The organism is Herbaspirillum sp. NPDC087042, from assembly GCF_044745245.1.
Lineage (GTDB): Bacteria > Pseudomonadota > Gammaproteobacteria > Burkholderiales > Burkholderiaceae_D > Herbaspirillum.
The window spans coordinates 1-25,481 of sequence record NZ_JBIUZW010000016.1 but is presented as its reverse complement, the minus strand read 5'-3'; the positions used below and the strand labels follow the sequence as shown (position 1 = coordinate 25,481).

The 25,481-nt window shown below is 56.8% G+C and carries 26 protein-coding genes, 1 tRNA gene and 1 pseudogene; 15 read left to right on the top strand and 13 right to left on the bottom strand.

The features are described 5' to 3' along the window. The first annotated feature begins 11 nt into the window (after positions 1-11). The 3 genes from argA to ACIPHN_RS20180 all read left to right on the top strand — a co-directional run bounded on the left by argA (position 12) and on the right by ACIPHN_RS20180 (position 4,638). Positions 12-1,325, top strand: coding sequence for an amino-acid N-acetyltransferase (argA, locus tag ACIPHN_RS20190; protein WP_400439230.1), 1,314 nt, complete (start codon positions 12-14; stop codon positions 1,323-1,325). 124 nt (positions 1,326-1,449) lie between these two features. Beyond that, entirely contained in the window at positions 1,450-1,722 is a 273-nt protein-coding gene (locus ACIPHN_RS20185) for an oxidative damage protection protein (RefSeq protein ID WP_400439227.1), read from the top strand. Between the two features lie 117 nt (positions 1,723-1,839). Next, on the top strand, positions 1,840-4,638 hold the full coding sequence (locus tag ACIPHN_RS20180) for a M16 family metallopeptidase (RefSeq protein ID WP_400439224.1): 2,799 nt from the start codon (positions 1,840-1,842) through the stop codon (positions 4,636-4,638). 88 nt (positions 4,639-4,726) lie between these two features. On the opposite strand, the gene rpiA is transcribed toward ACIPHN_RS20180, so the two are convergent. From rpiA to ACIPHN_RS20165, 3 genes are all read right to left on the bottom strand, one after another. Then, the gene (gene rpiA, locus ACIPHN_RS20175) at positions 4,727-5,398 is read right to left on the bottom strand and encodes a ribose-5-phosphate isomerase RpiA (protein WP_400439222.1); all 672 of its coding nucleotides are present in this window, start codon (positions 5,396-5,398) and stop codon (positions 4,727-4,729) included. A gap of 105 nt (positions 5,399-5,503) precedes the next feature. Continuing rightward, on the bottom strand, positions 5,504-7,267 hold the full coding sequence (locus ACIPHN_RS20170; protein WP_400439220.1) for a cation:proton antiporter: 1,764 nt from the start codon (positions 7,265-7,267) through the stop codon (positions 5,504-5,506). Positions 7,268-7,820: 553 nt separating this feature from the next. Further along, a complete protein-coding gene (locus ACIPHN_RS20165) occupies positions 7,821-8,333 on the bottom strand; it encodes an Lrp/AsnC family transcriptional regulator (RefSeq protein ID WP_400439218.1) in 513 nt (170 codons plus the stop codon). 204 nt (positions 8,334-8,537) lie between these two features. Here ACIPHN_RS20165 and ACIPHN_RS20160 point away from each other — a divergent pair, with 204 nt between their 5' ends. Continuing rightward, positions 8,538-9,680 carry a branched-chain amino acid ABC transporter substrate-binding protein gene (locus tag ACIPHN_RS20160; protein WP_400439215.1) on the top strand — a complete coding sequence of 381 codons (1,143 nt, stop codon included), beginning with the start codon at positions 8,538-8,540 and terminating at the stop codon, positions 9,678-9,680. A gap of 157 nt (positions 9,681-9,837) precedes the next feature. Here the strand turns inward: ACIPHN_RS20160 and ACIPHN_RS20155 are convergent, their stop codons facing one another. Then, positions 9,838-10,071: a hypothetical protein gene (locus tag ACIPHN_RS20155; protein WP_400439212.1), complete on the bottom strand. Its 234-nt coding sequence runs from the start codon at positions 10,069-10,071 to the stop codon at positions 9,838-9,840. Positions 10,072-10,480: 409 nt separating this feature from the next. Between ACIPHN_RS20155 and ACIPHN_RS20150 the strand changes: the two genes are divergently transcribed. Next, a tRNA-Thr gene (locus ACIPHN_RS20150) sits at positions 10,481-10,556 on the top strand. A 152-nt stretch (positions 10,557-10,708) separates the two neighbouring features. Here the strand turns inward: ACIPHN_RS20150 and ACIPHN_RS20145 are convergent. Both ACIPHN_RS20145 and ACIPHN_RS20140 read right to left on the bottom strand, forming a co-directional pair. Beyond that, on the bottom strand, positions 10,709-11,530 hold the full coding sequence (locus tag ACIPHN_RS20145; RefSeq protein WP_400439209.1) for a hypothetical protein: 822 nt from the start codon (positions 11,528-11,530) through the stop codon (positions 10,709-10,711). A gap of 87 nt (positions 11,531-11,617) precedes the next feature. Next, positions 11,618-12,631, bottom strand: coding sequence for a tyrosine-type recombinase/integrase (locus tag ACIPHN_RS20140; protein ID WP_400439207.1), 1,014 nt, complete (start codon positions 12,629-12,631; stop codon positions 11,618-11,620). On the opposite strand from ACIPHN_RS20140, the pseudogene ACIPHN_RS20135 reads away from it, so the two are divergent. The 9 genes and pseudogenes from ACIPHN_RS20135 to ACIPHN_RS20095 all read left to right on the top strand — a co-directional run. Continuing rightward, a pseudogene (locus ACIPHN_RS20135) lies at positions 12,629-13,174 on the top strand (terminase); the annotation flags it as partial. The gene ACIPHN_RS20140 and the pseudogene ACIPHN_RS20135 overlap by 3 nt on opposite strands. Then, a complete protein-coding gene (locus ACIPHN_RS20130; protein ID WP_400439204.1) occupies positions 13,174-14,232 on the top strand; it encodes a phage portal protein in 1,059 nt (352 codons plus the stop codon). The pseudogene ACIPHN_RS20135 and the gene ACIPHN_RS20130, both read left to right, overlap by 1 nt. 374 nt (positions 14,233-14,606) lie before the next feature. Further along, positions 14,607-14,999, top strand: a complete 393-nt coding sequence (locus ACIPHN_RS20125) for a response regulator (protein ID WP_400439201.1) — start codon at positions 14,607-14,609, stop codon at positions 14,997-14,999. A gap of 224 nt (positions 15,000-15,223) precedes the next feature. After that, entirely contained in the window at positions 15,224-15,523 is a 300-nt protein-coding gene (locus ACIPHN_RS20120; RefSeq protein WP_400439199.1) for a hypothetical protein, read from the top strand. A 935-nt stretch (positions 15,524-16,458) separates the two neighbouring features. Next, positions 16,459-16,752 (top strand): hypothetical protein, encoded by a 294-nt coding sequence (locus ACIPHN_RS20115; protein WP_400439197.1) that lies wholly within the window; start codon positions 16,459-16,461, stop codon positions 16,750-16,752. A gap of 516 nt (positions 16,753-17,268) precedes the next feature. Further along, positions 17,269-17,499, top strand: coding sequence for a hypothetical protein (locus ACIPHN_RS20110; protein ID WP_400439195.1), 231 nt, complete (start codon positions 17,269-17,271; stop codon positions 17,497-17,499). A 267-nt stretch (positions 17,500-17,766) separates the two neighbouring features. After that, entirely contained in the window at positions 17,767-18,012 is a 246-nt protein-coding gene (locus ACIPHN_RS20105; RefSeq protein WP_400439193.1) for a hypothetical protein, read from the top strand. A 217-nt stretch (positions 18,013-18,229) separates the two neighbouring features. Beyond that, a complete protein-coding gene (locus ACIPHN_RS20100; protein ID WP_198981144.1) occupies positions 18,230-18,466 on the top strand; it encodes a hypothetical protein in 237 nt (78 codons plus the stop codon). Between the two features lie 70 nt (positions 18,467-18,536). Next, complete coding sequence (locus ACIPHN_RS20095; RefSeq protein ID WP_400439190.1) at positions 18,537-18,830, top strand: hypothetical protein; 294 nt, start codon at positions 18,537-18,539, stop codon at positions 18,828-18,830. Positions 18,831-19,281: 451 nt separating this feature from the next. Here ACIPHN_RS20095 and ACIPHN_RS20090 read toward each other — a convergent pair whose 3' ends face one another. The 4 genes from ACIPHN_RS20090 to ACIPHN_RS20075 form a co-directional block, all read right to left on the bottom strand. Then, complete coding sequence (locus ACIPHN_RS20090; RefSeq protein WP_400439188.1) at positions 19,282-19,458, bottom strand: hypothetical protein; 177 nt, start codon at positions 19,456-19,458, stop codon at positions 19,282-19,284. A 175-nt stretch (positions 19,459-19,633) separates the two neighbouring features. After that, positions 19,634-19,816 carry a hypothetical protein gene (locus ACIPHN_RS20085; RefSeq protein WP_400439185.1) on the bottom strand — a complete coding sequence of 61 codons (183 nt, stop codon included), beginning with the start codon at positions 19,814-19,816 and terminating at the stop codon, positions 19,634-19,636. After that, on the bottom strand, positions 19,734-20,180 hold the full coding sequence (locus ACIPHN_RS20080) for an SOS mutagenesis and repair protein (protein ID WP_400439182.1): 447 nt from the start codon (positions 20,178-20,180) through the stop codon (positions 19,734-19,736). Before ACIPHN_RS20080 ends, ACIPHN_RS20085 begins: the two co-directional genes overlap by 83 nt. Continuing rightward, positions 20,177-20,560 (bottom strand): LexA family protein, encoded by a 384-nt coding sequence (locus ACIPHN_RS20075; protein WP_400439180.1) that lies wholly within the window; start codon positions 20,558-20,560, stop codon positions 20,177-20,179. Before ACIPHN_RS20075 ends, ACIPHN_RS20080 begins: the two co-directional genes overlap by 4 nt. Positions 20,561-21,049: 489 nt before the next feature. On the opposite strand from ACIPHN_RS20075, the gene ACIPHN_RS20070 reads away from it, so the two are divergent. Continuing rightward, on the top strand, positions 21,050-23,428 hold the full coding sequence (locus ACIPHN_RS20070) for an NACHT domain-containing protein (protein WP_400439177.1): 2,379 nt from the start codon (positions 21,050-21,052) through the stop codon (positions 23,426-23,428). A gap of 661 nt (positions 23,429-24,089) precedes the next feature. On the opposite strand, the gene ACIPHN_RS20065 is transcribed toward ACIPHN_RS20070, so the two are convergent. The 3 genes from ACIPHN_RS20065 to ACIPHN_RS20055 form a co-directional block, all read right to left on the bottom strand. Then, positions 24,090-24,506, bottom strand: coding sequence for a thiol-disulfide oxidoreductase DCC family protein (locus ACIPHN_RS20065; protein ID WP_400439175.1), 417 nt, complete (start codon positions 24,504-24,506; stop codon positions 24,090-24,092). A gap of 2 nt (positions 24,507-24,508) precedes the next feature. Beyond that, entirely contained in the window at positions 24,509-25,045 is a 537-nt protein-coding gene (locus tag ACIPHN_RS20060; protein ID WP_400439172.1) for a GbsR/MarR family transcriptional regulator, read from the bottom strand. A gap of 242 nt (positions 25,046-25,287) precedes the next feature. Further along, a partial coding sequence (locus ACIPHN_RS20055) for a hypothetical protein (protein WP_400439170.1) occupies positions 25,288-25,481 on the bottom strand: 194 nt, incomplete at its 5' end.

The following is a 25,481-nucleotide window of genomic DNA, read 5'->3' as shown; positions in this document are numbered from 1 at the left end:
TAATGCGCGTCATGGAAAAACAGACCGAATTCGTCAACTGGCTGCGCTCAGTCGCGCCCTATGTGCACGCCTTCCGCGGCAAGACCTTCGTGGTCGCCTTCCCGGGCGAGCTGGTCGCGGCCGGCGACCTGCAGGTCCTGGCCCAGGACCTTTCCCTGCTGCACGCGCTGGGTATCCGCGTGGTGGTGGTGCACGGCTCGCGACCCCAGGTGGCCGAGCAGCTGGCGCTGCGCAATGTGGAAGCACGCTTCCACAACGGCTTGCGCGTGACCGACAGCACCGCGCTGGAATGCGCCAAGGAGGCCGCCGGCGAACTGCGCCTGGACATCGAGGCCGCCTTCAGCCAGGGCTTGCCCAATACCCCGATGGCGCATTCGGCCATCCGCGTCATTTCCGGCAATTTCGTCACGGCCCGTCCGATGGGCGTCTTCGATGGCGTGGACCTGCAACTGACCGGCGTGGTGCGCAAGATCGCCGCCGACGTGATCCAGCCCATCATGAATGCCGGCGGCATCGTGCTGCTCTCGCCCCTGGGTTTCTCACCCACCGGGGAAGCCTTCAACCTGACCATGGAAGACGTGGCCGTCTCGGCGGCCATCGCGTTGCGTGCCGAAAAGCTGATCTTCCTGTCGGAAACACCGATGATGACGGACGCGGCCGGTACCGAGATCCGCGAGCTGTCCTCGCACCAGGCCGAAGCCGTCCTGTCGGCCGGATTCCTCTCGCCGGAAGCGGCCTTCTATCTGGGCAGCGTGGTCAAGGCCTGTAATGCCGGCGTCTCGCGCGCCCACATCGTACCCTTCTCCACCGATGGCTCGGCCCTGCTGGAGCTGTTCACCCACGATGGCGTGGGCACCATGGTCACCTACGAGAACCTGGAAAGCCTGCGCCAGGCCACCATCGAGGACGTCGGCGGCATCCTCAAGCTGATCGAACCGCTGGAAGCCGACGGTACCCTGGTCAAGCGCGGCCGCGAGCTGATCGAACGCGAAATCAATTACTTCTCGGTCATCGAGCACGACAATGTCATCTTCGGCTGTGCCGCCCTCTACCCCTTCCCCAAGGAAAAGATGGGCGAGATGGCCTGCCTGACCGTGAACCCGGAAGTGCAAGGCCAGGGCGACGGCGACCGTATCCTGAAACACATCGAGACGCGCGCCCGCGAGGCCGGCCTGACCAAGCTGTTCGTGCTCACCACACGGACTTCGCACTGGTTCCTCAAGCGCGGCTTCGTGCTGGCGGGGGTCAACGACCTGCCGCAGGATCGCCAGCAGATCTACAACTGGCAGCGCAAGTCGCAGGTCCTGATCAAGAACCTTTACTGATGAATCAACCAGGTTTCACGCTTTCAACTTTTTTGTCAGGACGTGCGCCGGCACCCGCGCCGACACCCATCGCCGGGCCCGCCACGACCGACCTCTTTCAACCTAACGAACCCAAGGAATCGACATGGCACGCATGGTCCATTGCATCAAACTGAACAAGGAAGCCGAAGGCCTGGACTTCCCGCCCTATCCGGGCGAGCTGGGCAAGCGCATCTTCGAGAGCGTCTCCAAGGAAGCCTGGGCCGCCTGGCTCAAGCACCAGACCATGCTGGTCAACGAGAACCGCCTGATGCTGGCCGACGCCCGCGCCCGCAAGTACCTGGCCGTGCAGATGGAAAAGCACTTCTTCGGCGATGGCGCCGATGCCGCCGCCGGCTACGTGCCGCCGAGCGAATAAGCCTTGCCGCCTCAGGGTCGTTGGCCCTGGCTCGCTGATCGACAACGCCGCCCTGGTTCGCCACGGCGGCGTTTGTTTTTGCGTGGGCGTGGAGCAAGCAGGGCAAGGTCTACTACAATGCCCACTCCGTTTGCCATCCTGCAGGAGTTCATCTTGTCCTTGCGTCATTCGCGCCTTGCCATCCTGGTCGTCAGCCTGGGCTTCGTCCTTCCCGTCCCCGCCACGCAGGCCGCCACCAGCCCGGCCCCACAGGCGGCCGTTGCCCTGCCGCCGGGGGTGACACAAGGCCCCAGTGCCGAAGGCATCACCGAGTACCGCTTCGCCAACGGCTTCAAGCTGCTGTTGCTGCCGGACGATTCCAAACCCACCGTCACCGTCAACATCACCTACCTGGTCGGTTCGCGCCACGAGAACTATGGCGAGACCGGCATGGCGCACCTGCTGGAACACCTGATGTTCAAGGGTTCGCCGCGCTATCCGGCCATCCCCCAGGAGTTCAGCAAGCGCGGCATGAACTTCAATGGCACCACCTGGCTGGACCGCACCAACTACTACGAGACCTTCGAGGCCGGCCAGGACAACCTGCGCTGGGCCATCGGCATGGAAGCCGATCGCATGGTCAATTCGAAGATCGCGCGCAAGGATCTCGACAGCGAGATGACGGTGGTGCGCAACGAGTATGAAAGCGGCGAGACCTCGCCGCCGCGCGTGATGTTGAAGCGCATGCAAAGCGTGGCCTATGACTGGCACAGCTATGGCCGCAACACCATCGGCGCGCGCAGCGACATCGAGAATGTGCGCATCGAGAACCTGCAGGCCTTCTACCGCACCTACTACCAGCCCGACAACGCGGTCCTGCTGATCGCCGGCAAGTTCGCGCCGCGCGAGGTCCTGCAATGGGTCAACCAGAGCTTCGGCCGCCTGCCCCGCCCGACGCGCAAGCTGCCCGAGTTCTGGACGGTGGAACCGACCCAGGACGGCGAGCGCCAGTTCGCCATCCGCCGCCGTGGCGACGTGCAACTGGTGGCACTGGGCTACAAGATGCCTTCGGCCCTGCACCCCGACGCCACCGCGCTGGGTTTTGCCAGCGACATCCTGGCCGATACCCCCAATGGCCGCCTGCACAAGTCGCTGGTGGAAACGGGCCTGGCCAGTGCAGTCTATGCCATGTCGCTGTCCGGTTATGCACCGGGACTGCAGATGATCGTGGCGCAGGTCAAGGCGGGGGCCGATATCGAGCCGGTCAAGCAGGCCATGATCGCCGGCGTGGAATCCTTCGCCGCGACACCGCCCACGGCTGAGGAAGTGGCCCGCCTGCATCGCGAGAGCAGCAACAACTTCGAGACCCTGCAAAACAATCCGCAGCAGATGGCCGTGGCCATGTCCAATGCGATTGCGCGCGGCGACTGGCGCCTGGTGTTCATCGAACGTGACCTGGAGCAGCGTCTGGACAGCGCCGAGATTGCCGCTGCCGCCGGCAAGTACTTCCGCCGCGACAATCGCACCGTCGGTCTCTACCTGCCGGAAGATCATCCGCTGCGCGCCGAAGTACCGGCGGCGCCCAGCCTGGCCTCGCTGCTGGCGCAGTACCAGCCGCGCGCGGCCATTGCCTCGGGCGAGGCCTTTGATCCGGCCCCGGGCAATATCGAGCAGCGCACCACCCGCATCGCCCCGGGGCAAGCCCCCCATACGGCCCTGAAGCTGGCGCTGCTGCCCAAGAAATCGCGTGGCGAGACCGTCTCGGTGAGCATGAACCTGGAATTCGGCGATGCCCAGACGCTCTTCGGCCAGCGCGCCGTGGCGCAACTGACGGCGGCCATGCTCATGCGCGGCACCGAGACACTGGACCGTCGCCAGCTGGCCGATGAATTCACCCGCCTGAAGATCAACGGCAATGCCTATCGCTTCGATACCACCCGCGAGAACCTGGTGCCGGCGCTGGCGCTGGTGGGCCAGGTCCTGCGTCACCCGCGCATGGATGCAGCGGAGTTCGAGCAGTTGAAGCGCGAAACCCTGGTCGCCCTGGAAGCCACCCGCAAGGAACCCGATGCCCGCGCCGCTGAAGCACTGGCGCTGCACTTCAATCACTACCCGGCCGGTGACTGGCGCGCCGCGCAGACGCTGGAACAACGTATCGCCGCCGTCAGCGCCGTGACGCTGGAGCAGGTCAAGGACTTCCATCGCCGCTTCTACGGCGCCTCGCATGGCGAACTGGCCGTGGTGGGTGACTTCGATGCCGGCCAGGCCCGTGCCGCCATCGACCAGGCCTTCGGCGGCTGGAACAGCGCCGCCCCCTACGCCCGGGTCCTGCAGGACTGGGCCGAGCCCGCCGCCCAGCGCATCGTCATCGACACCCCGGACAAGGAGAATGGCGTCTACCTGGCCCGCCAGAACATCCGCCTGCTCGATAGCAACCCGAATTATCCGGCGCTGGCCGTGGCCAACTACCTGCTGGGCGGCTCCAGCCTGAAGTCGCGCCTGGCTGATCGCATCCGCCAGAAGGATGGTCTGTCCTATGGCATCTACAGCAGCCTCAGCATCGGCGCCATCAGTGACGCCGGCAGCCTGGCCATCCGCGCCATCGCCGCTCCGCAGAACCTGGACAAGGTCGATGCCGCCGTACGCGAGGAAATCGCCCGCGTGATCAAGGATGGCTTTACCGAGGATGAACTGCAGCGCGCCAAGTCCGGCATCCTGCAGCAACGCAACCAGCAGCGCGCCGCCGACGCCGGCATCGCCGCCAGCTGGGCCTCGCTGATGAACCTGGACCGTTCCTTCCTGTGGCAGCAGCAGCTCGACCTCAAGCTGGCCGACCTGACGCTGGCGCAAGTCAACGCAGCGGTCCGCAAGTACATCGATCCGGCACGCATGACGGTAGTCATCGCGCGCGACGAGGCCAAGGCGAAGCAACCCTGAAGCGCCTCGGGACCGTCGCAAAAAGACAAAAGGCCGTGTCGCGAGACACGGCCTTTTGCATGGATGAGCGCAGAATCGGCTAGCCCGATCAGAACTCCAGCTTCCTGACACCTTCGGCCGTGCCCAGCAGGCAGACATTGGCGCCCTGGCGCGCGAACAGGCCATTGGTGACCACGCCGACGATGTTGTTGATCTTCTCTTCGATATCGGCGGCGTCCGTGATGGACAGGCCGAGCACGTCGATGATGTAGCAACCGTTATCGGTCACCAGCGGCTTGCCGTCCTTCAGGCGCAGGCGCGGCTCACCGCCCAGGGCGGCCAGCTTGCGCGCCACCACGGCGTGCGACATCGGGATCACTTCCACCGGCAGCGGGAACTTGCCCAGCACCTCGACCAGCTTGGAGCCATCGGCGATGCAGACAAACTTCTGCGCCACCGAGGCCACGATCTTCTCGCGCGTAAGTGCCGCACCACCGCCCTTGATCATGGCGCCAGTGCCATTGATCTCGTCGGCGCCGTCGATATAGACCGGCATGGTCTCGACCTCGTTGAGATCGAACACGGTGATGCCGTGCGAGCGCAGGCGCTCGGCGGTGGCTTCGGAGGACGCCACGGCGCCCTTGATGCGATGCTTGATCTTGCCCAGTTCATCGATGAAGAAATTGGCGGTGGAGCCGGTGCCCACACCGATGATCTCGCCATCCACCACGTAGTCGATGGCCGCTTTGGCGACGGCCTGCTTCAATTCGTCTTGAGTCATGATTGTCTTAGTCCAACGTAAATAAAACCTGATAAATCCTGATAAACCATTTAAATCTTATAAATCCTTTGCAGCCACCCCGGCCTCATGCCCGGTGGCCTGCGCTCAATGCACATCGTCGGGCTGCTCGTCGAGCGTCTCGAAGAGGGCGATCTGCAGGCGCGAATGCAGCTTGACCAGCTTGCTCCAGAGCAACCACAGCAGCCCGGCCGACACCGCCAGCACGAAGGCCAGCAGGTTCAGCGGCGGCAGGATGCTGGCGCTGAGCACGAAGATCAGCAGCATGATGCCGACGATGGACATGATGGGCAAGACCTCCGAAATGATCTTGCGCACCCCCGAAGTATACGCTCCCGCGAACTCGGGCTTCACGCCGACCTCGGCCAGCAGCATCGACAGCGCCTGCAGCTTGCGATATGTCGCGATCAGGAAGGGCAAGGACAGCAACAAGGCACACCCCCAGATGATGGCCTTTTGCACGTCCTCGTCCGGGGTCCAGGCCGACAGCTGGCGGGAGAGGCCATCCACGAAGAAAGCCCCGGACAGGAACACCGCGATCACCAGCGCCAGGTTGACCATCACCTGCATGAGGATGCGGCGGATGATGCGCGTCAGTTCGGCGCGGTCGCCCGTGGGCTGCAGGCTTTCCAGCCAGCGCGAGTACATGCCCAGCAAACCCGAGACGCGCGCCGGCACCAGCGTGACCGCCTTGGCCGAGAGCGGGTCGGCGGCCTTGATGAGATAAGGCGTCAGCAAGGCCGTGATCGCCGAGACCGCCACCACGATGGGATAGAGGAATTCGCTGGTGACCTTGAGGCTCTGGCCGAGCGCGGCGATGATGAAGGAGAACTCGCCGATCTGCGCCAGGCCCATGCCCACGCGCATGGGCGTGCGCCCGCCCTGCCCGGCCACGAAGGTGCCCAGGCCGCAGCTGATGAGCTTGCCGAACACCACCGCCAGGGTGATGACGGTGATGGGCAGCCAGTACTTGACCAGCACAGTGGGATCGAACAGCAGGCCGATGGCCACGAAGAAGATGGCCGAGAACATGTCGCGGATCGGCTCGACCAGGCGTTCGATGCGATGCAGCTGGCGCGACTCGGCCATCACCGCGCCCACCAGGAAGGCGCCCAGCGCCACGCTGTACTGCAGCTTCATCACCAGCAGGCAGAAGCCAAACAGGATACCCAGCACCGCCACCAGCAGCATCTCGTGGCTCTTGAAGCGGGAGATGAAACTGAGCAGGCGCGGCACCGCCAGGATGCCCACCACCAGCGAGACCGTCATGAACAGCACCAGCTTGCCCACGGTGGTAAAGACCTCGCCGGAATTGACCGACCCGCTGGTGGCCACGCCCGAGAGCAGCGCGATCATGCCGATGGCCAGGATGTCTTCCACGATCAGGATGCCGAAGATGATCTGGGCGAACTTCTCGTTCTTCATGCCCAGCTCGTTCAGGGCCTTGACGATAATGGTGGTAGACGACACCGCCAGCATGGCACCCAGGAAGATGGCATCCATCCGTTGCCAGCCGAAGTACAGGCCGATCTCGTAGCCGATCCAGATCATCAGCAGGATCTCGGCGGCGGCGGCGATGAAGGCGGTGGCGCCGACCTTGGCCAGCTTCTTGAGGCTGAACTCCAGCCCCAGCGAGAACAGCAGGAAGATCACGCCCAGCTCCGAGAGGATGTGCACGGTCTTCTCATCCTGGATCAGGTCGTAAGGCGGGGTATGCGGGCCGATGATGACGCCCGCGACGATGTAGCCCAGCACCACCGGCTGCTTCAACTTGTTGAAGACCACGGTGACGATACCGGCGATGAGCATGATGACCGCCATGTCCTGGATGAATAACTCGACTTCGTGCATCGTGCGGGGTTTCCTTTCTGGCTGGTGGTGCGGAATGAAAATTGAAAAATGAAAATTGAAGATGGATGGCTGGCGCCGTGCGCCATTTTGCAGCGCCCTTGCACCATGGCATGCCTCGCGAACGAGTCAGCATGGCGGCGCCCGGCGGCTGGCATGCCGCAAGGCGGTGGATGATTGGAAGTTTCTGGTTGCCACTGGCGGGACGGCCGGCTTGCCGGCGTCGGGTGCTGATCTGTGTCCGCTCTTGGTGCGTCGTGGTGCGTGCTGGTTCGACCGGCTGCCCTGGATGGACCGCCCCAGGCCGATCGTCACCGGATGACCCCGAAAATAACACAGGAGGCAAGCCGGCTGCAACGCCAATGCTGTGCCTGGCGCGCGGCGCCCTCTCGGTAAGCGCGTTCCGGGGCGCGCCGGCAGCCTGCGCGGGGCTGTGCCGATTAGTTAGTTTCCAGTGGTCACACCACTGAAATACCCACTCCAGTTGCAGGCACGAAACCTGCTAACCGGAAACACGCACGTATCGGGAGGATGTTGCCGGGGCCACGACCCGGACTCAGCCCGGTACGCGCACCTGGACTTCGGGGGCTTTTTCGTCGAAGGCGATGCGCGTGGTGAACTTGGCGCGCTTCATCGGGAAGCGCGACTGGAAATGGCGCACATTGCCCGAACCCGAGATGACCCGCCGCACGAACTGGTAATAGGCATCCATATCGATGACATGGACCGCGAGGAAGTAGTCGTATTCGCCGGAGACGAAGTAGCACTGCATCACCTCGGCCTCCTTGGCCATGCGCTGCTCGAAGTCTTGCATGTGCTGGTCGGACTGGTTGTTGAGCGAGATTTCCAGGAAGGCCAGCATGCCGTAGCCGAGTGCGAAGGGATCGACCATGGCCACCTCGGCGCTGATGATGCCGGCCTCGCGCAGGTCGCGGATGCGGCGCAGGCAGGTGGGCTGGGAGATATGCAGTTTCTCGGCCAGCACGCGGGTGGATATCTGGTTGTCCTTCTGCAGCATGTTGAGCAGTTTGCGGTCCACCTTGTCGAGCGTGTGAAGTTTGGCAGGCATGGGACAAATGTCAGGGAAATTTTTAGGCAGGCCGCTTAAAAAAAACTTGGCGAAGCCGATTCTTATGTTGTACCGTCTGCATTATTCAGAAAGTCGGGGATGAAAGCAAAGCGGGACGCCCAGCCCCCGCAACAGGGATCTGAATAAAGCTTGAGTAGTGAGACAAACATTAAAAGTGGTCAATTCAATCTACAGAGGATTTCTATGAAACTCAAGAGCGCCATTATTCCATTAACCGCTGCAATCGGCCTGGCCTTCGCCGGCACCGCATACTCCCAGGAAGTCGTCAAGATCGCCCACGTCGGCCCGCTGTCCGGTCCCAACGCCCACATGGGCAAGGACAACGAGAACGGCGCGCGCATGGCCGTGGACGAACTCAACGCCAAGGGTTTCATGATCGGTGGCAAGAAGGTCAAGTTCGAGCTGGTTGGCGAAGATGACGCCTCCGATCCGAAGCAGGCCACTGCCGTGGCGACCAAGCTGGTCGACCAGAAGGTTGCCGCCGTGATCGGCCACCTGAACTCCGGCACCACCATCCCTGCCTCGAAGATCTACAGCGACGCTGGCATCCCGCAAGTCTCGCCGTCGGCCACCAACCCCAAGTACACGCAGCAAGGCTTCAAGACCGCCTTCCGCGTGGTCGCCAACGATGCGCAGCTGGGCGCCGCGCTGGGCAAGTATGCCGTGCAGAAGCTGGGCACCAAGCAGATCGCCGTGATCGATGACCGTACCGCATACGGCCAGGGCGTGGCGGAAGAATTCGCCAAGGGCGCCAAGGCTGCTGGCGGCACCATCGTCGGCACCCAGTTCACCAACGACAAGGCGACCGACTTCAACGCCATCCTGACCTCGCTCAAGGGCAAGAAGCCGGACGTGGTCTTCTTCGGCGGCATGGACGCCGTGGGCGGCCCGATGCTGCGCCAGATGAAGCAACTGGGCATCACCGCCAAGTTCATGGGTGGTGACGGCATCTGTACCGGCTCGCTGCCGGGCCTGGCTGGCGACGGCCTGGGCGACGACCAGGTGGTCTGCGCCGAAGCCGGTGGTGTGGATGAATCCGGCAAGAAGGGCATGGACGATTTCCGCGCTGCCTACAAGAAGAAGTTTGGCATCGACGTCGTCTATAACGCCGCCTACGCCTATGACGCCACCCTGACCGTGGCCGACGCCATGGCCAAGGCCGGCTCCGCCGATCCCAAGAAGTACCTGCCTGAACTGGCCAAGATCAGCCACAAGGGCGTGACCGGCGTGATCGCCTTCGACGCCAAGGGCGACATCAAGGACGGTTCGCTGACCCTGTACACCTACAAGGGTGGTCAACGTACCCTGCTGGCCGTGACCAAGTAATACCTGCCTGCGCCGGCCGGCAACGGCCGAACGCAAGTACAGACGCCCCCGGTGCAAGCCGGGGGCGTTTTTGTTTATATGATTTGGATTAATACAGCTTGATCCTGACCAGGCGACGTTGACCTGGCACAGCTGGCAGGGCGCACCTGGCCGGCAGTCAGAAGCGCCGGCGGGGGTACTCGACCTCGAAATCGCGCTCCATGGAATCGAGCACTTCGCGATAGGCCTGATGGAAGACGATACCCGCCCAGGCGATACCGAGGATGCTATCGCCCTCGGCACCGGGTGGATGCGGCAGGAACTCCATGCCACCGATGTAATCGGGATGCTCGCGAAGACGCCTGTTCATCTCGCGCAGGTATTGTTCCTCGGTGATGATTTTCTTGTTCATGTCGCGGCTCCAGCCGAATGAGATAGACAGACTAACAGACTACCGTGTGGGCTGCCGGGCGACGGCCCGGCGTTCCCTGTCGCGTTTTTTGGGGATGATCGTCGCCCTGGACATTGAAGGACGGGTAGTGGCCCTCCCGGGATCACAGGAGCCGCCCTACGTACTGAGCCAGGCCCCGCCCCCTTTGCTTGCGGCCTGGTGCCGCGTCACCGCCTGTCACCGCGTCGCTGAAGAGCTTGGCTTGGGCAGGATGCCCTGACAGCCGCCAAACGGGAGGATTGCAAACCGGATTAACGTCCCCCTGTCGTTGCTATTACAAGGCATCCCCTGCCCTTTCGGGCTGAATTTGAGGGATTTTCGGGTGGGGAGTGGATGAAGAGGAAAGAAACCGCTATAATCGCGGACTTTTGCTGATGTAGCTCAGTTGGTAGAGCAACTGATTCGTAATCAGTAGGTCGACGGTTCGATTCCGCCCATCAGCACCAGAACAGAAGCGGCTTGCAGCGATGCAGGCCGCTTTTTTTTGCTCCGCAATTCTGGCTTTGCTCCGCAATTTTTTGACTTACGCCTGAATATGACAAAACAGCTCGCTTTCGCTTCCAACAATCGAAGATACAGAAAATAGCGGAAAACCGGCTTATCCCTGGGACATTTTCTGAATAGCCGAAATGAAATGCGGCGGCCACGGTGGCAGATTCTCGGCCAAATATGCTTTGTCAGGACAAGCGAATTCCTTAAGTCCCAGATCATCAGAGAAATTCGCAACCAACGCTTCTCGCAGCGCATCCAAGCAATCGACGAATTGTCGCTCGTCGGTCTCTAAGTGATGGACTAGGTCAACAATCAGATTGGTCGTGTCATTGAGAATTGAACTGCTGGGCGACTTTTTTTCTTTCTCTTCCAGATCTCGAAACTCAATGAGGTCTTTATTTAGTTCATCGTGAATATCAACCAAATTCATATAGATCCTGATAACAGCTTGAATCTTTGCGAACGCCTGGCGACCGGTTTCTTCTGACAAAAGAAAGCGCAATGACGGAAGATCGGGATAGTCCACTTTCCCAAACGTAAAGCGATGCGGTTGGAAATAGCTAGCCACATGGTGGCGTCCATCAAAGCCCAAAGATTTGAATCGCAGATCGACTATTCTTCGCAAGCTGTACCGCACAGTCATAAAATCGCCGTACAGTCGAGCCAACGCGAATGCTGCCCCGGAAGCCGCTCTCTTCTCGTCTTCACGCTTTCTATCTCTATGCACTCTATCGTTCACATAGAAGGCGATACCTGCGCCAAATAATGGTCCACCTACAAACTTAGAAAAATCCCAAACTTTTTCAAACGGCACAGATGCCCGTCCAAATACGGCCCAAGATATGCCGAAAGCGACTGCAGATAGTATTGTCGTGCCGATAAAAATCATGCACAGTAGCTCAAAAAAAATTCCCCACCGCTTCTTCATACCCCTCTCCTTTTTTTATGCAGTTGTTCGAGTTCAACAATTCTAGCGGGACAACCGCAACAAAAAATACCGCCAAAGGTAACTCCCTCACTTCGTAGGCGTCACCTTCTGGCCGCGCCGCTTTCGGACATAGATTTCCGTCGTCGTCACGCTCTTGTGGCCGAGCTGCCCTTGCGCTGCCCTCACCCCTTCGGAATCGGTCTTGTCCGTTCCGGCCTTGGCTCGCAGGTCTCGGAACTGGAATTCGGCGAACGGAACGCCGGCATCTTCCCGCGCCTTGTCGAACCTGCTCCGCAAGGTTTCATAGGTGAGCGGCTGGCCCTCTTCGTTCACCAGCAGGCGCGTTGTAGTTACCTTTCCGACAATATTTCTCTTCCTAGCCAGAATTTTGTCGACGAGGACCTTCAGCTCCCCCGTAATCTCGATGCGCATCTTGCTGTTGGTCTTGTTCTGCGTCACTTCGATGGCGCCCTCGCGGATGTGCTTCTCGTCCACCTTAAGCACGTCAGCCACCCGGCCACCGAGCAGGTATGCCAGATCCATAGCGTCGCGCAACACCTGACCGCTCTTCTCCCATACCTGGGAGTACATGTCGTCGTAAACATAGACGTCCCGCCCCTCCTCGCGGAATGACTTGATACCGGCACAGGGATTGGGCAAATCGGTCAGCCCCTCGGCTCGCGCGGCGTTCCAGACGTGCGAGATCAGCGCTTTGTCACGATTTGCCGCCACGCGCCCTTCGTCGCCCTTGACCTCAAGCCCCTTTTCGCGCAGAGAGTCCTGGCGCTTCTTGCTTCGCCAGGCCATGTACTGGCGGACGTGGATCGGCTTGATTTCTTCAAGCGGCGCCGGCGGATTGTCGAAAAACTCGAAGAGGAACGGGAACTGCCGCAGCTTCTCGCGCCTGGTCTTGGGGCTGTTATCCAGCATGTATTTCTGCTGGTACACCTCGCAGGCATAGCGGAAGGTCACTACCTTAGAGACAGTGGACGGCGGCATCGCCTCCAGCTCGGCCCACTTCCGCACGGCCTCGACATAGTTCGAGCCGAGCGGAATCTCACGGCGCGGAGTGCCGCCGGCATCGTAGTAGTAATAAACCACCGGCCTGTGTGGATCGGTTATGACCCATCGCTAACCGGGGACAGCGCCGGCTGTTCGGTGATTGCGCCGCCGCTGGTCCCGGGCGGGAATTTCCGCATCTTGGAGCGTCACCAGTGGCGCGGTAAGGACTTTGCCGAGCAGGCCGCGCTCATCAAGGAAATGACCGGCCGCTACAACGTCCAGTACATCGGCATCGACACCACCGGCATGGGCGTGGGCGTCTATCCCCTGGTGAAACAGTTCTTCCCTGGCGCCACGGCCATCAGCTACTCGCCGGAAGTCAAAACGCGGATGGTGCTCAAGGCACAAAACATCATCCGCAGTGGCCGCCTGCAGTTCGATGCGGGCTGGACTGATATCGCGCAGTCCTTCATGGCCATTCGCAAGATCCTCACGCCCAGCGGGCGCGCCGTCACCTATGACGCCGGCCGCTCGGAAGAAACCGGCCACGCCGACTTGGCCTGGTCGGTCATGCACGCCCTCGACTACGAGCCCTTCGAAGGCACCACCGCTAACAACACCTCATCCATGGAGTTCTTCTGATGAAACACAGAGCACGCCGCCGCGCGGCTGCATCCGACAACACACTGCTGGCCAAGGCCGAGGCACCGCCGGTACCGACCGTCGAAGCATTTTCTTTCGGCGATCCGTCGCCGGTACTGGAAGGCCGGGACATGCTGGCCGATGTCGAGTGCTACCGCAATGGCGATTGGTACGAGCCCCCCTTGAGCATGGCCGGCCTGGCCAAGTCCTTGAATGCCAGCGTCCATCATGCCAGTGCCATCTGGTGCAAGGTCAATATCCTGGCCTCGACCTTCCAGCCGTCCGCCGTTCTGTCGCGTGCGGATTTTACGCGCCTGGCGCTGGACTTCCTGCTGTTCGGTAACTGCTACGCCGAGCTGCGCGAGAGCATGACGGGCAAGCTCTTGAACCTCAAGCCCGCGTTGGCCAAATACACGCGCGTGGGCGTGGAGCCCGGGCGCTATTTCTTCGTCAATGGCTGGCGAGATTCCCACGAATTCGAGCGGGACGCTGTCTGGCACTTGCAGGCCCCGGACATCAACCAGGAAGTCTATGGCGTGCCGCAGTATGTGAGCGCGCTGCAATCGGCCTGGCTCAATGAGTCGGCCACGCTGTTCCGCCGGCGCTACTACCTCAACGGCTCACATGCCGGCTTCATCCTCTACATGACCGACACTGCCAGCAACGTCAATGACGTGGACAAGCTGCGCGAGGCGATGCGCAACAGCAAGGGGCCGGGCAATTTCCGCAACCTGTTTGTGTATGCACCGGGCGGCAAGAAAGACGGCCTGCAGATCCTGCCGGTCTCCGAGATCGCGGCCAAGGATGAGTTCTTCAACATCAAGAACTGCACGCGTGACGACGTATTGGCCGCTCATCGCGTGCCGCCGCAATTGCTCGGGACCATGCCCAACAACACCGGCGGATTCGGCGATGTGACGAAGGCCGCCGCCGTCTTCGGCTGCAACGAGATTGAGCCGTTGCAGGCGCAGTTTCTTTCCTTGAACGAGTGGGCCGGCCAAGAGGTGGTCCGCTTCCGTTCCTATCAACTTCCGACCAATGAGGGGAAATCACAATGAGCGATCACGCTGATAACGCAGACAGCCGTATCTATCGAACTATCGCGGCCGGCCTAGCTGCTGCGCGACGGACACCTGCGCTGCAGCCAGATTGTCGCTGCCATTTCTGCGACGAGGTGGTGGCGGTCAAGATGTTGTTCTGCAACGTGGATTGCCGAGATGATTATCAGCGCGAGCGGTCAGCGCGCCGGAGAGATGGCAGTAATTATGGGTGATTTCTCCTTTTCACAGGAAAAGACGATTGATTCAGGGTAAATACAAGGCATCTTCTCGCATATTGGGAAATGCATTGCTCGACTATTCCATCTCACAGTACATAATGTCTTCTGACTAGCAAATGGCTACGGTCCCAATAAATGCATCTGGAGACAACCATGCAGGAAAAACGAGATGGCCGTACTCTTTTGCTAGTCGAGGACAACAAAGAAATCCGAACCATTTTTTCAGACGTATTTCAAGGCGAGGGATACCAAGTCCTTGAGGCGGGAAATGGGGCAGAGGCATATGCCATTCTGGAGCAGGAGAACAATCTTGTTAACGTGGTCCTAACGGATCTACGCATGCCGTCAATGGACGGTATGGAATTCGCTAAAAAGCTCGATAGCGACATACGTTTTTCAAGGATTCCGATCGTTCTTCTAAGCGCGACACCAATGCCGAATTCCTCACACGCTCTACGATTTTTTGACGCACTCTTGATCAAGCCATGTCCGATCAATTTATTGATCTCGACCGTAAATGCCGTTCAGAAATTTTCGCTTCAATGAAAGCCAAATCTTTAGCTGGCTGAAGATTCGGGGAATTCAATCATCATCATGTTGCCCTAATCCGAATTTCGGATCTTAGTTCGTGCCAGAAAGGGCAATCATGTCGAGTAAATCCTGGTGCGCCATCAGCTTGAATTGCTCAACTCGCCAAGATGCATCAGGATATTCCCTATAGTGATTTCCATCGCATGAGACTATTATTTGTATGTCAAATGGAGATTGCCATGACCCCATACGCCGAGAGAATCGCTGGTAGCTATATTCTAATTGTGACCAACATTGGTGAGATGGCTGAAAGTGGTGAGTTCGTTAGCGATCTTCCTTGTTCTGCAGTAACGGCATGTATTTCTGCAATGCAAAAAGCTGGGGCCACACCGAGTGAAATTTTCGATCTTTTCGCTACAGAAATATTAGAAAGGTATGGCCAGGCCTCACCCGAGCGCGCGAAGTATAGGGCTGTTTTAGAGCGCGCCTATACAGAAGCGGCGTCTCTTCTTTTGCCTGACGATAGTCCCGCCTTCTGACGTCTCTCAATGGCTTGCGCTTGCCACAAATTAAGCTGACTCCATAATTTCACTAGTCCACTCCCGCCTCTTTGTCACCAGGGTCGGTTCCCGGTGCCTATTCTAAGATCACAGAGTTTGATTAAATTTCCGAGCTCTGATGCGTCTGGCCTAGCCAACAAGACATTTTTTGCTTCCGAGATCTGCAAACGGCTAGGAATAATTTCTGTAGCACTGTGGCATATCCAATTTTCAACTAAAGACGATACTTCGCCTGAGCACAACAGTGCGACGTCGGTCCGCGTCGGAACTCTCGTGTTAAAAACGTGAAGCTTCCACCGCGCAGCGAATTCCGATGCGGAGTTTCGGTTGGCCAGAGGTACATCGAAATATTCATACGCATTCATCACAGCTCCTATTCGGCTATGCATAGCCGCTTACCCATCATATAGCTATTGCGGTCTCTGGACGATTCCAAGTAATGGTTTCACGTAAATATATTTCGGAACCTTCGCCCTACTCCCTCCAACTGTCTTTCGCCGATACTGCGACGCCGACGACTCGTAGGCCAACCTCAAAAAGCTTCACATTTGCAACATATTTATTGCATTAGCTCCTCTAGCGCGCGGTTGCCCCCACCCCGCGCCTGCCCGCTACATAGGCCGGTTTTGATTCAAATTTGCATCAGGCGCCGAGGCACGCCCGGCCTGGCTTCACGGTCCGGCCGAAGGACATCAAATCTGACGCATTTTGACGCACTATCACGGCGTTTTTAAAGGGCACTACGTCATCGTTTTCAATCAAGCGGTATCAACCATCATTTGTTGCTTCGCCATCATTAGCCGGCTGCTCCACTCTTTTGCCGCTGCACAAGCAGGAAATCCCCGATTTCCACGTTCCAGGAATAGGAACAAAATTTATCATTCTTGCAATAATTTGTATGCATAGGAGAAGTGATGCCCAAATTCCGGGTAGCGTATAAGTCGGTTAACCGGCCTGGTCGGCAGGAGATAGAACTGGAGACGGCGGGACCTAGTTTGAGTTGCGACATCGTGTTGAGGGCGTTAGGGCAACATCTGTTTCCAATGGAGGAATGGCCTTTTTCGGTTGATCCTGCTGATTGCCCGGCCGGTGCCGATGCCAGCGAGCGTGAGCTACGCAAGCGCAGGATGCAGGCCGCGCGCGAGTATCTGGGCGTCATCTATGTCTCGTACCGCCCGGAAGGCGCAGTCATGGAGCACGCCTGCTGATCCGCCCACAGTATTTTCATGCAGCAAAGACTATTGACCAGGCTTCGGCGATTGGAAAATAAGTGGGCGACATATTCGTTTTCGACGTGAATTAAGAGTAAGGTCTGTTCATCCTTCCTCGGATCCTCTCGTAAGCAAGAGCTAGCTTACATGATCCGTTTCCCCATCCCAACATCGATTCCTTTCTCTTTCCTTGAGTCCATCCGTTGAGATGTCGTTAAGTGCTCTTTTTTGGAGAACTGTATGAACATGTTCAGCGGTCGGCACACGTTGTGCCCGACGTTAGGTGGCATGGATTTTCCGCTATCCCGACCTGAGATCTATTCGGGCTACTCTCGACGGCTTGAGGATTTTGAGTGCGTCGAAGAGGTACTTAATCATCTTGCGCGTGGTCGTGGTCAGACAAATGATCTGTGCGATCAATGGCGAATGGTTTCGTCAGAAGATTAGCAATTAAATGGGAAATCATGACGCTCAACAGATCTTTGTTGCCCACATATCCTTTACGGAGAAAAAATGAAGCTGTATTCCAAAAGCCGCTTTAATAACGACGAGGTTGCACAGGCAGTAGAGGAGCACCGGCGACTACACGGTGACGGCTATTTTGAGAATAAGGAGCTAAGCGATCCGTCAGCAATCAATAAAAAAACAGAGAGCTTTCGAGATAAGAGGGTCATGTGGGGAAGAGTCGGCGGTGGCCAGCGGCGTGTCGTGCGCGCTGTTGCTGCAGGAGGCGAAGAGCAATGAGCTACCGTCCAAATAAGCCAGATCTATGACATATCGAAGCGAGAGCTACAGCGGCCGTCTAATAAATGGTCGTCACTCTCAGATGAGCTGCAAAGGGAAACTCACCTCAGCGCGATAAAACCAAGAATGCTGTAAGGGTTCGTTGTAAGCGACTATGGGATGGCAACGACTATCAACCTGAAGAGAAGACTTGCGAAATGATTGGATGAATCTGATTCCTTCGACATCGGTCAAGCCAAACCAACAATTAACTGACCGAGAAATTTCATGTCTAAATATCAAACTGAAGATAGCTCCGGCAACTTTTCATACGAGCTGAAATACACGCAACATGCGGATGGATGGCAACTGAACAGCGTTTCTATATCAGAACGTAACCGCGAAATCTTTTCAAAGAAGAATCTCGCGGGGGTTTACCGCGCAGAGGCAGTTTTACTCGCACAAGGTGTGAATATGTGTGAAGCACTTATCGCATGTCGTAGCGCTCACCCTTCGCTCAATAGAATGAATTGACGCCGTCTTGAAGGACTACAGCGGCCAGGATGAGAAATAGATTTAAGAGCGGAAATCAGAACGGTATTCGGTGCATAAATATTTCGCTATCAGCATTCACGTACGTGGGTATCTATCTCTGTTTTTCGGATGATGCTCGCGATGTGGATGTAGCAGAAATGGACATTGCGGCCTGTCCGTTGACGCTCATATCAGACCGTGACTTAAAGGATCGACAATGTCGAATTTCAGTAAAACTCTAGGTTCCACTCGCGTTGCACAGCCAGGCTTCACACTTCAAAATGAAAAACCGCCGCGCTCTCACGAAGGCGGCTTTACTTCGCACGAACACGAGCAAAAAAAGCAAGAGCAGGCCGATCAGCAAAGTGACGCCGGCCCGCGTCGCTATGATGGTGGCGACATCTATCGAAAGGGTCATCGCGGCGAGAGCGAGAAGAGAGACCAATCTTTGTAATCTTCTACCAAATAGTAATTTACTTTGTTAAGGGGCCGCAGTTGCGGCCCCTTTATTTGAAAGAGTTCCCATGCGATTTTATTTTGAAGATATAGGACACGAGGCCGGTTTTGTATGGCTGAGGATCGGCAAGAAGGAAGTTATCGAAGTTACAAGCGGACTAGGAAGCGGCCGGACCAGGGCCGAGTTCCAAATTAGTGGCTCACCTACCGACTTGGAAGGACAGATGATTGTATGCCGAAAAGCAATAGCGCAATTTATACGTGAAGGCTACGGTACGAAGGAAATTGTATTTTTAGACTTCGATGCTTCAATTGAGCCTTGGAAGGGGAAATTATTTGCAATTGCCCCAATGCCAGCGTGAAGTGAAAGTTGGAGCCGCCTAGAGCGAGGATATGCCACCGGCAGTAACAACACCTCCAATTAGGATGGAGATGATGAATCAAGTCTATAGCGAGCAGACCTATCGAGGCTTCAAGATTATGGTCAGGTGTGGTCGAGAAAAAGAGTTGTGGGTAATTAAGCAGTTATGCATAAACCGCAGCGGGATTCTCTTCTTACCATATAGGTTTGACAAGGCATGGACCTATGACAGTAGCTCGGCCGCGCTAGAAGCTGGCGTGGCGGAGGGACGTAGGATCGTTAATGATCGATACATCAGGAACGGTCCTGCATGCCTTCAGGAGATCGGCCGAATAGCGAGGCAGCATCGTGCGCCCCTGCTCTGACGAGCCTGCATTGAGCCAATCGCCATATTCCGCGCAGGGAATGATGACCAGGCTGCGTTTTTCATCACCAGTTGTGGAAACGCTTCATCAGAGGATTCTCGTCCGCGTTGATGGTGATTTGCGTGAACGAGAAGTGAGGCCGTCTTCCTCTTCTTTCCATCCGCACCACAAGCCGGCCACACAAAATGGCTCACCGTCGGCAATGCCAATGGCCCAGCGCTGCGCCTTCCCTGATACGTAGTTCGGTTCATAGAAGCATTCCATCGGCAACAGACCTCTCTTGGCCTCGCGCCAGGGCTTCGCATACGCCACTTCTCACCGATGGTTTCGACGCGCGCGTTCATGGTGGAAAGGTATGTACCCGGTCGCCTCTTCCGTTTGGGGATCATGCCAAACGTACCGACGATCAATTCTGGTTCGCCTTGTTCAATTCGGGCCGCTAGATTCGCCGCTGCCCCCACCAGGCGGCCTGGGCGATCACGCGCAAGTCGTTGGTCGGCTCAGGCAGCGGCACGGTACGGCCGTTGTTATATTGCGGCTCATCCAGCTTGAAGCGATCGGTTTCGACGAAGGCATGCACGCCGCCCCAGGTTTGCACCTGCTGGCGGATGGCCTGGCCCATGTCGGCCATGGCCGGCCAGGGCGAGGAAACTCTCATCGATGGAATAGACCTCCAGGCGCGGGCTGTACTGGCGCAGCACGTCCGTGACGCGGTTGCTCATGTCGGCGTACAGGGTGTAGTTCGAGGACAGGGCCACAATGCCGTGCTGGCGCGCCAGGTCCTGCATCATGAACCAGGGCGCGGCCATCTTGATGCCCAGCGCCTTGGCCTCGTTGGAGCGTGCCACGGCGCAGCCGTCGTTGTTGGACAGCACCACCACCGGCCGTGCGCGCAGCTTGGGATCGAAGACGCGCTCGCAGGAGACGTAGAAATTATTGACGTCCACCAGGGCGAAGCCGGCCGGGCTGGGCGGCTGGGTGCTCACAGCACCTTCCTGGCCACGCCCACCACCACGCCGAAGACTTCCAGCACTTCGCCATCACTGAGGCGGATCGGGCGGAAATCCGGGTTCTCGGGGTGCAGCTCGTAGGCGCCGTTGACCAGGCGCAGGCGCTTGATGGTGAATTCGGCATTGACGATGGCCACCACGATGTGGCCGGGCTGGGGAGGAATGGAACGGTCCACCACCACCTTGTCGCCCTCGACAATGTGCGCCGCGCTCATGCTCCAGCCGGCCACGTCAAAGAGGAAGGTACGGGCTACGCGATCCACCAGATATTGATTCAGGTCCAGGGGATCGGCGGTGTAGTCCGCTGCCGGGCTGGGGAAGCCCGCGTGCAGCTTGTGCGTGATGTACAGGGCCACTGCGGCCCATCGGCGAACTGGATGGCCGGCACGGGCTGTATGGGGCTCCCTGGCGGGACAGGCGCGGGATAGGTGAGGCGTGACATGTTGATAACGGGCAACTGCGATCAGTCATAAATACTGTACATTTGCACAGCATAAATCACTTTTCCGGCCCTGCGCGCGCGGTTGCCCCCATCCCGCGCCTGCCCGCTACATAGGCCGGTTTTGACTCAAATTTGCGTCAGGCGGCGAAGCCCGCCCAACCTCGTCAGACCCTCTGCCAGATGGGAATCGAATCTAACGCATATTGACGCACGCAGCGCGTAGAAATGAAGACACGTTGAAGCCCCATCTAATATGGACGAGATTCATCAACTTCGCACCTGCAACATTCGGTTACCATAACGCCGATTTTAAGTTAAATTCTTGTTACGTCTATATTTCATATGATCAACAAAATACTAGACTATTAATTACCTTTAAATATATAAAACAGGGAATAAGGTCATGGTGCTCGGTCATCAATTTAGAAGTTGGCCAACTTCAGAAATGTTTGAGCAAGAGGTTAGGCGAGTCGCTAGGGCGCTATATCCAGCGCTGGGCCCCACTGGGGCAAGCCTGCACGAAGGAAGAGAGCGAGATGCAGTCTTTAGTGACGGGGAGACCTTCTACATCATCGAAGCCACTTGTAACCCCTTAAAGCAAAAGGCAATAGACGATCTGGAAAAATCTATATCGCTAAAGCAGCAACTGCAAAAGGAGAATCCTGACTCGAATTTCAAGATCTTCTTTATTACCAGCAAAGACCCAACAGCGGATCAATCAGAGGTGGCCACTGCTGCCAGGAAAAAGGCTCGCTGCCCAGTGCTCGCAATGAGTTTGACCACCTTCGGTCAACGGCTGGTAGACATACCGGCGTATCTAGAGGCGCGGGAAAATCATCCTTTTGGCAGCATTCGAAATCCTGACCCCAAAAATCCCCAAAAAAAGGTAGAGCAAGCTCATTTCGTTCCAATAGATATGTTAGATACTGACTCTCGCGAGTCGATCTCGCCGAGTACGCTTGCGACATCACTATTAGAAGACCCCAAAATCTACACGCTTCTCGGAGACTTCGGCGCGGGGAAGAGTATGACGATGAGATTCATCTATCATTTCATACGGGATGCATTCCGCGCTGGAAGTTCATTTGCATTTCCACTTTACTTAAATTTAAGAGATCACGTCGGACAAGACGAGCCGAGCAGTGCAATCTATGCCCATGGCGAGAAAATTGGATTTCCTCGGCCGGAAAGTTTAGTGCGGGCGTGGAAGGCCGGTTTCGTTCACATATTCCTGGATGGATTCGATGAAATCTCGTCGAGCAGATTCAGAAGTGATGCGAAAGGTCTGAAAGTCGTTCGTCGAAGAGCTATGACGCTGGTAAGAAAATTTGTTACGGAACACCCGATCCACGCTTCGTCACTTTTCATCAGCGGTAGGCAAAACTATTTTGGAACCAACGAAGAGCGTGTTCAAGCATTCTCTATTAACGGTCGAAGTGCTCGCACACTGACTTTAAATGAGTTCACTCTTGAACAGGTGCAGGATTACTTGAAACGGATCGGGATACCGAGCCACTCGGTACCCAATTGGTTGCCCTCCCGACCATTGTTGGTCGGATATTTGGCTGTCCGCAATATTCTCTCGCAAAATATTGGTGACCTTGCGCAAATGTCGCGCTCGGAGGGGTGGGACTATATTCTTGACCGAATTTCCGAGCGCGAAGGCGACCAGATTGAGGACCTAGGTGGTCAAGTTGAAGAAGTCAGACTGTTCATTGACCGACTTGCTACCCGCGCAAGATCATCTCAAACGGGACGAGGTCCCGTGCCGATAAGTCAGATGGTTGATATCTTCCGCCAGTTGGTGCCTAGCAGTCCAGACGAGGCTGCGCAGCAATTGCTTTTGCGCATGGCTGGGCTAACTTCTTCTGCTTCCACCGCTATGGTTGCAACAGCACCTGACCAAGAAGATTCGCGCGAGTTTGTCGATAGCGATTTGGTGGACGCTGCTCGCGCAGGAGACGTTGTAAGGTTTGTCCAACATCCGTTCGATGATGAAATTAGCGAAGAATTTTCAAATCCAGATTGCACCTTCTTGATGGGTGAGCTGGGAGTAGAAGTGGCAGCACAAAAACTTCAAGGCATATCTCCAGGATTAATAAGTACTGCTCTAAAGGTAGCGGCTGAGCGCATAAATTCTCCCGCTCTAGCTTTTGATATTCTGCGCATAATCCAACAGCTAGGAATCGACATAAAGGAAGTAGATCATAGTAGCGGGCAGATCGTTATTTCGAATGGGTATTTTGATGAACTTGAACTGACGCCCGGAGATTCTTTGTCTCTATGTACGCTCAAAGAATGCATGATAGATAACGTCTTTGTAAACCATATAGGTGGTAGAGGCGCTGGACCGAAGTTAGAGTCCTGTGAGATCGAAAATGTCTATGGAGCATCGAGTAGGGATGATCTACCTCAGGGGGTCATAGATAGCAACACGCGAATTTCGCAATTCCATAATGAGATGGAAATCATTGGGGACCTCAGGTTACAGCAACTCCCGCATGCCGTACTTACATTACTTGCTTCATTAAAAAAATTGTTTTTACAAGCTGGACGCGGCAGAAAGGAAACGGCCTTTCCGCGCGGTCTCGATGAAATTGAAAGAGCCTATGTAGCCGATGTATTGTCACTAATTTCGCATCATCAGTTTGCGACACCGCATCGCTTAGGCGGTCCGCTTGTTTGGATCCCGAATCGCGTGAAACTACCCGAAGCGAAGTCAATTTTGCGGGCTCCTCAACAGTCGGATCATCCTCTCATCGTCGATGTGAGAAAGCTTTGACATAAAAAGTGAAGCTCTCAGCTTCCCGTTACGTAGGCTCAATCAACAAGATATGTAGCAAAGGTTGAGCAAAAGGGAAGAGAACAACCGTCTCCTGATTTGCATAGACAAACGCCCGCACAACGTGCGGCGTTTGTTTATTTTTGAGTTATTTGACAAAACACATTCTAATAAACTGAAGCAGTTATCGTTATCCATCCGCACCATCAATAGCCCATCCACCTTCTCTTAACCTACTGATTTATATACATTTTTTACCAGTAGCCAGGCTATTTCGCAATCAGTAGGTCTACAGTTCGATTCCGCCCATCAGCACCAGAATAGAAGCGGCTCATAGCAATGTGAGCCGCTTTCTTTTGCGCCACAAAGTACTCATTTTTACAGAGCCGCTGAAGCCGTCAAAGATAGCCGAGCACAACAGCTTGCTACCCTGCCCAAAGTCCGCTTCTGGCATCAGTCGCAGACAATTTACCTTATCCATCAAAAGAACAAGCAATTCGTCAATCCAATGACGCCGCACCTGCGATCAGCGGAAGCAGCACGCCGACGAGCAGATGCGCCGCCACGACTGCGTACATCCAACGCACCAGCCATGTTCTTAATGAAGTAGAGGACATCATGATTTTTAGTCTCTTATTTCTGTAAAAACAGAAATCAATGGTCAAAAAAATGGCTCTCTATCGCGACTGCACACACCGCTATCGCAAGAGGAGCTAGCGCGATAGCCAAACAGGGCCGATAGCCGATAACGGTTACGTGCGATACCCCGATACAGCCAAGACCACAGCCGGCGCGTTGGCGCGAAACGCAGCGGCCCCACTAACCAGCCGCGTCCGGTCAGCGTGTAGGCCGCCACGATGCTGTCGATGCCGACCAACACGCGGCCGTCACGGGTGCGGCTATGAAGCAGGGCATTGAGCGCTGCCATGTCGACACCCAGCGATGCCGGCTCAAATCCATCCTGCGCAATGTCGACGAATTCAAGCTTGCCGGCTTTGTCCCAGCGGCGCAGTCGTTCCATTTCGCTGATACACAGGCTGCAGCGGCCGTCGAAGTACAGTGTGAGAGCATAGTCCATGCTTACTCCTTGTCGTCACTGCTGAGAAGGCGGGCAACCTTCCCCCCCATTTTGAGGAAGCGCTGCAGGGTTGCGGGTGGTAGGTGCTTGTAGTCATCGTAGGTGGTCGTGAGCATTTCCAGAAACGCTAACACTTGATCCATTTTGACCTTGGTGGCGTTTTCCAGTGCTTTGTCGCCTTCCGCCTCCAGTGCGCATTCACGCAGTACCGACAGTGTGGGATCAATCTCCCGGCGCTTGCGCTGTTCCATGATCACTCGGAAGATTTCCCAGACATCTTGCAGGGCGACGAAGTGGTCGCGACGGTCGCCGGCGACATGGGAAATCCGTACCAGCCCCCAGCTTTGCAATTCCTTCAGGCTATTGCTGACGTTGGAGCGGGCGACATTGAGCGTCTCAGCAATGTCTTCCGCAGGTATCGGCTGGTTGGCAAGAAATAGCAGGGCATGGATCTGCGCGACGGTGCGATTGACTCCCCAGCGAGTACCCATCTCGCCCCAATGGAGGATGTACTTTTGCATGGTTGGAGAGAGATTCATTTTGTTCCATTATTTCTGTCGTTGCAGAAATAATGGAACAAAACAAAACCAAAGTCAAAGACAATTTCGGGTGAGGAGATGGTCACGGGAGTGTGGGTGGAAGTCGGGAACTGGCCGGTTGCGGACTATTGCGGCTGATTTTAAGGCTCGCCGTGGGCGTGCGTAATGTGTGTGCCTTAAAAGCGGAGTGCGGGGACTCCCCGCGAATTTGCGTTTGACGAAATTTTAAGCATCAGCACCCATCAACAAATCGTGCCGATTTGCTTTTTGGGGCCCGGCTGGGAAGTGGGGAATTTGGAGTAAAACAGCATTTTTACCGGATGTACGCGGAAAGAACTTTTTGTGTGTTGATTTGCATTGAAAACTGACCCACTTTCCCAGGAAATTTGCATCCAAAGTTGACCCATGTTTAGACCACAATCCTGCTCATCACAGC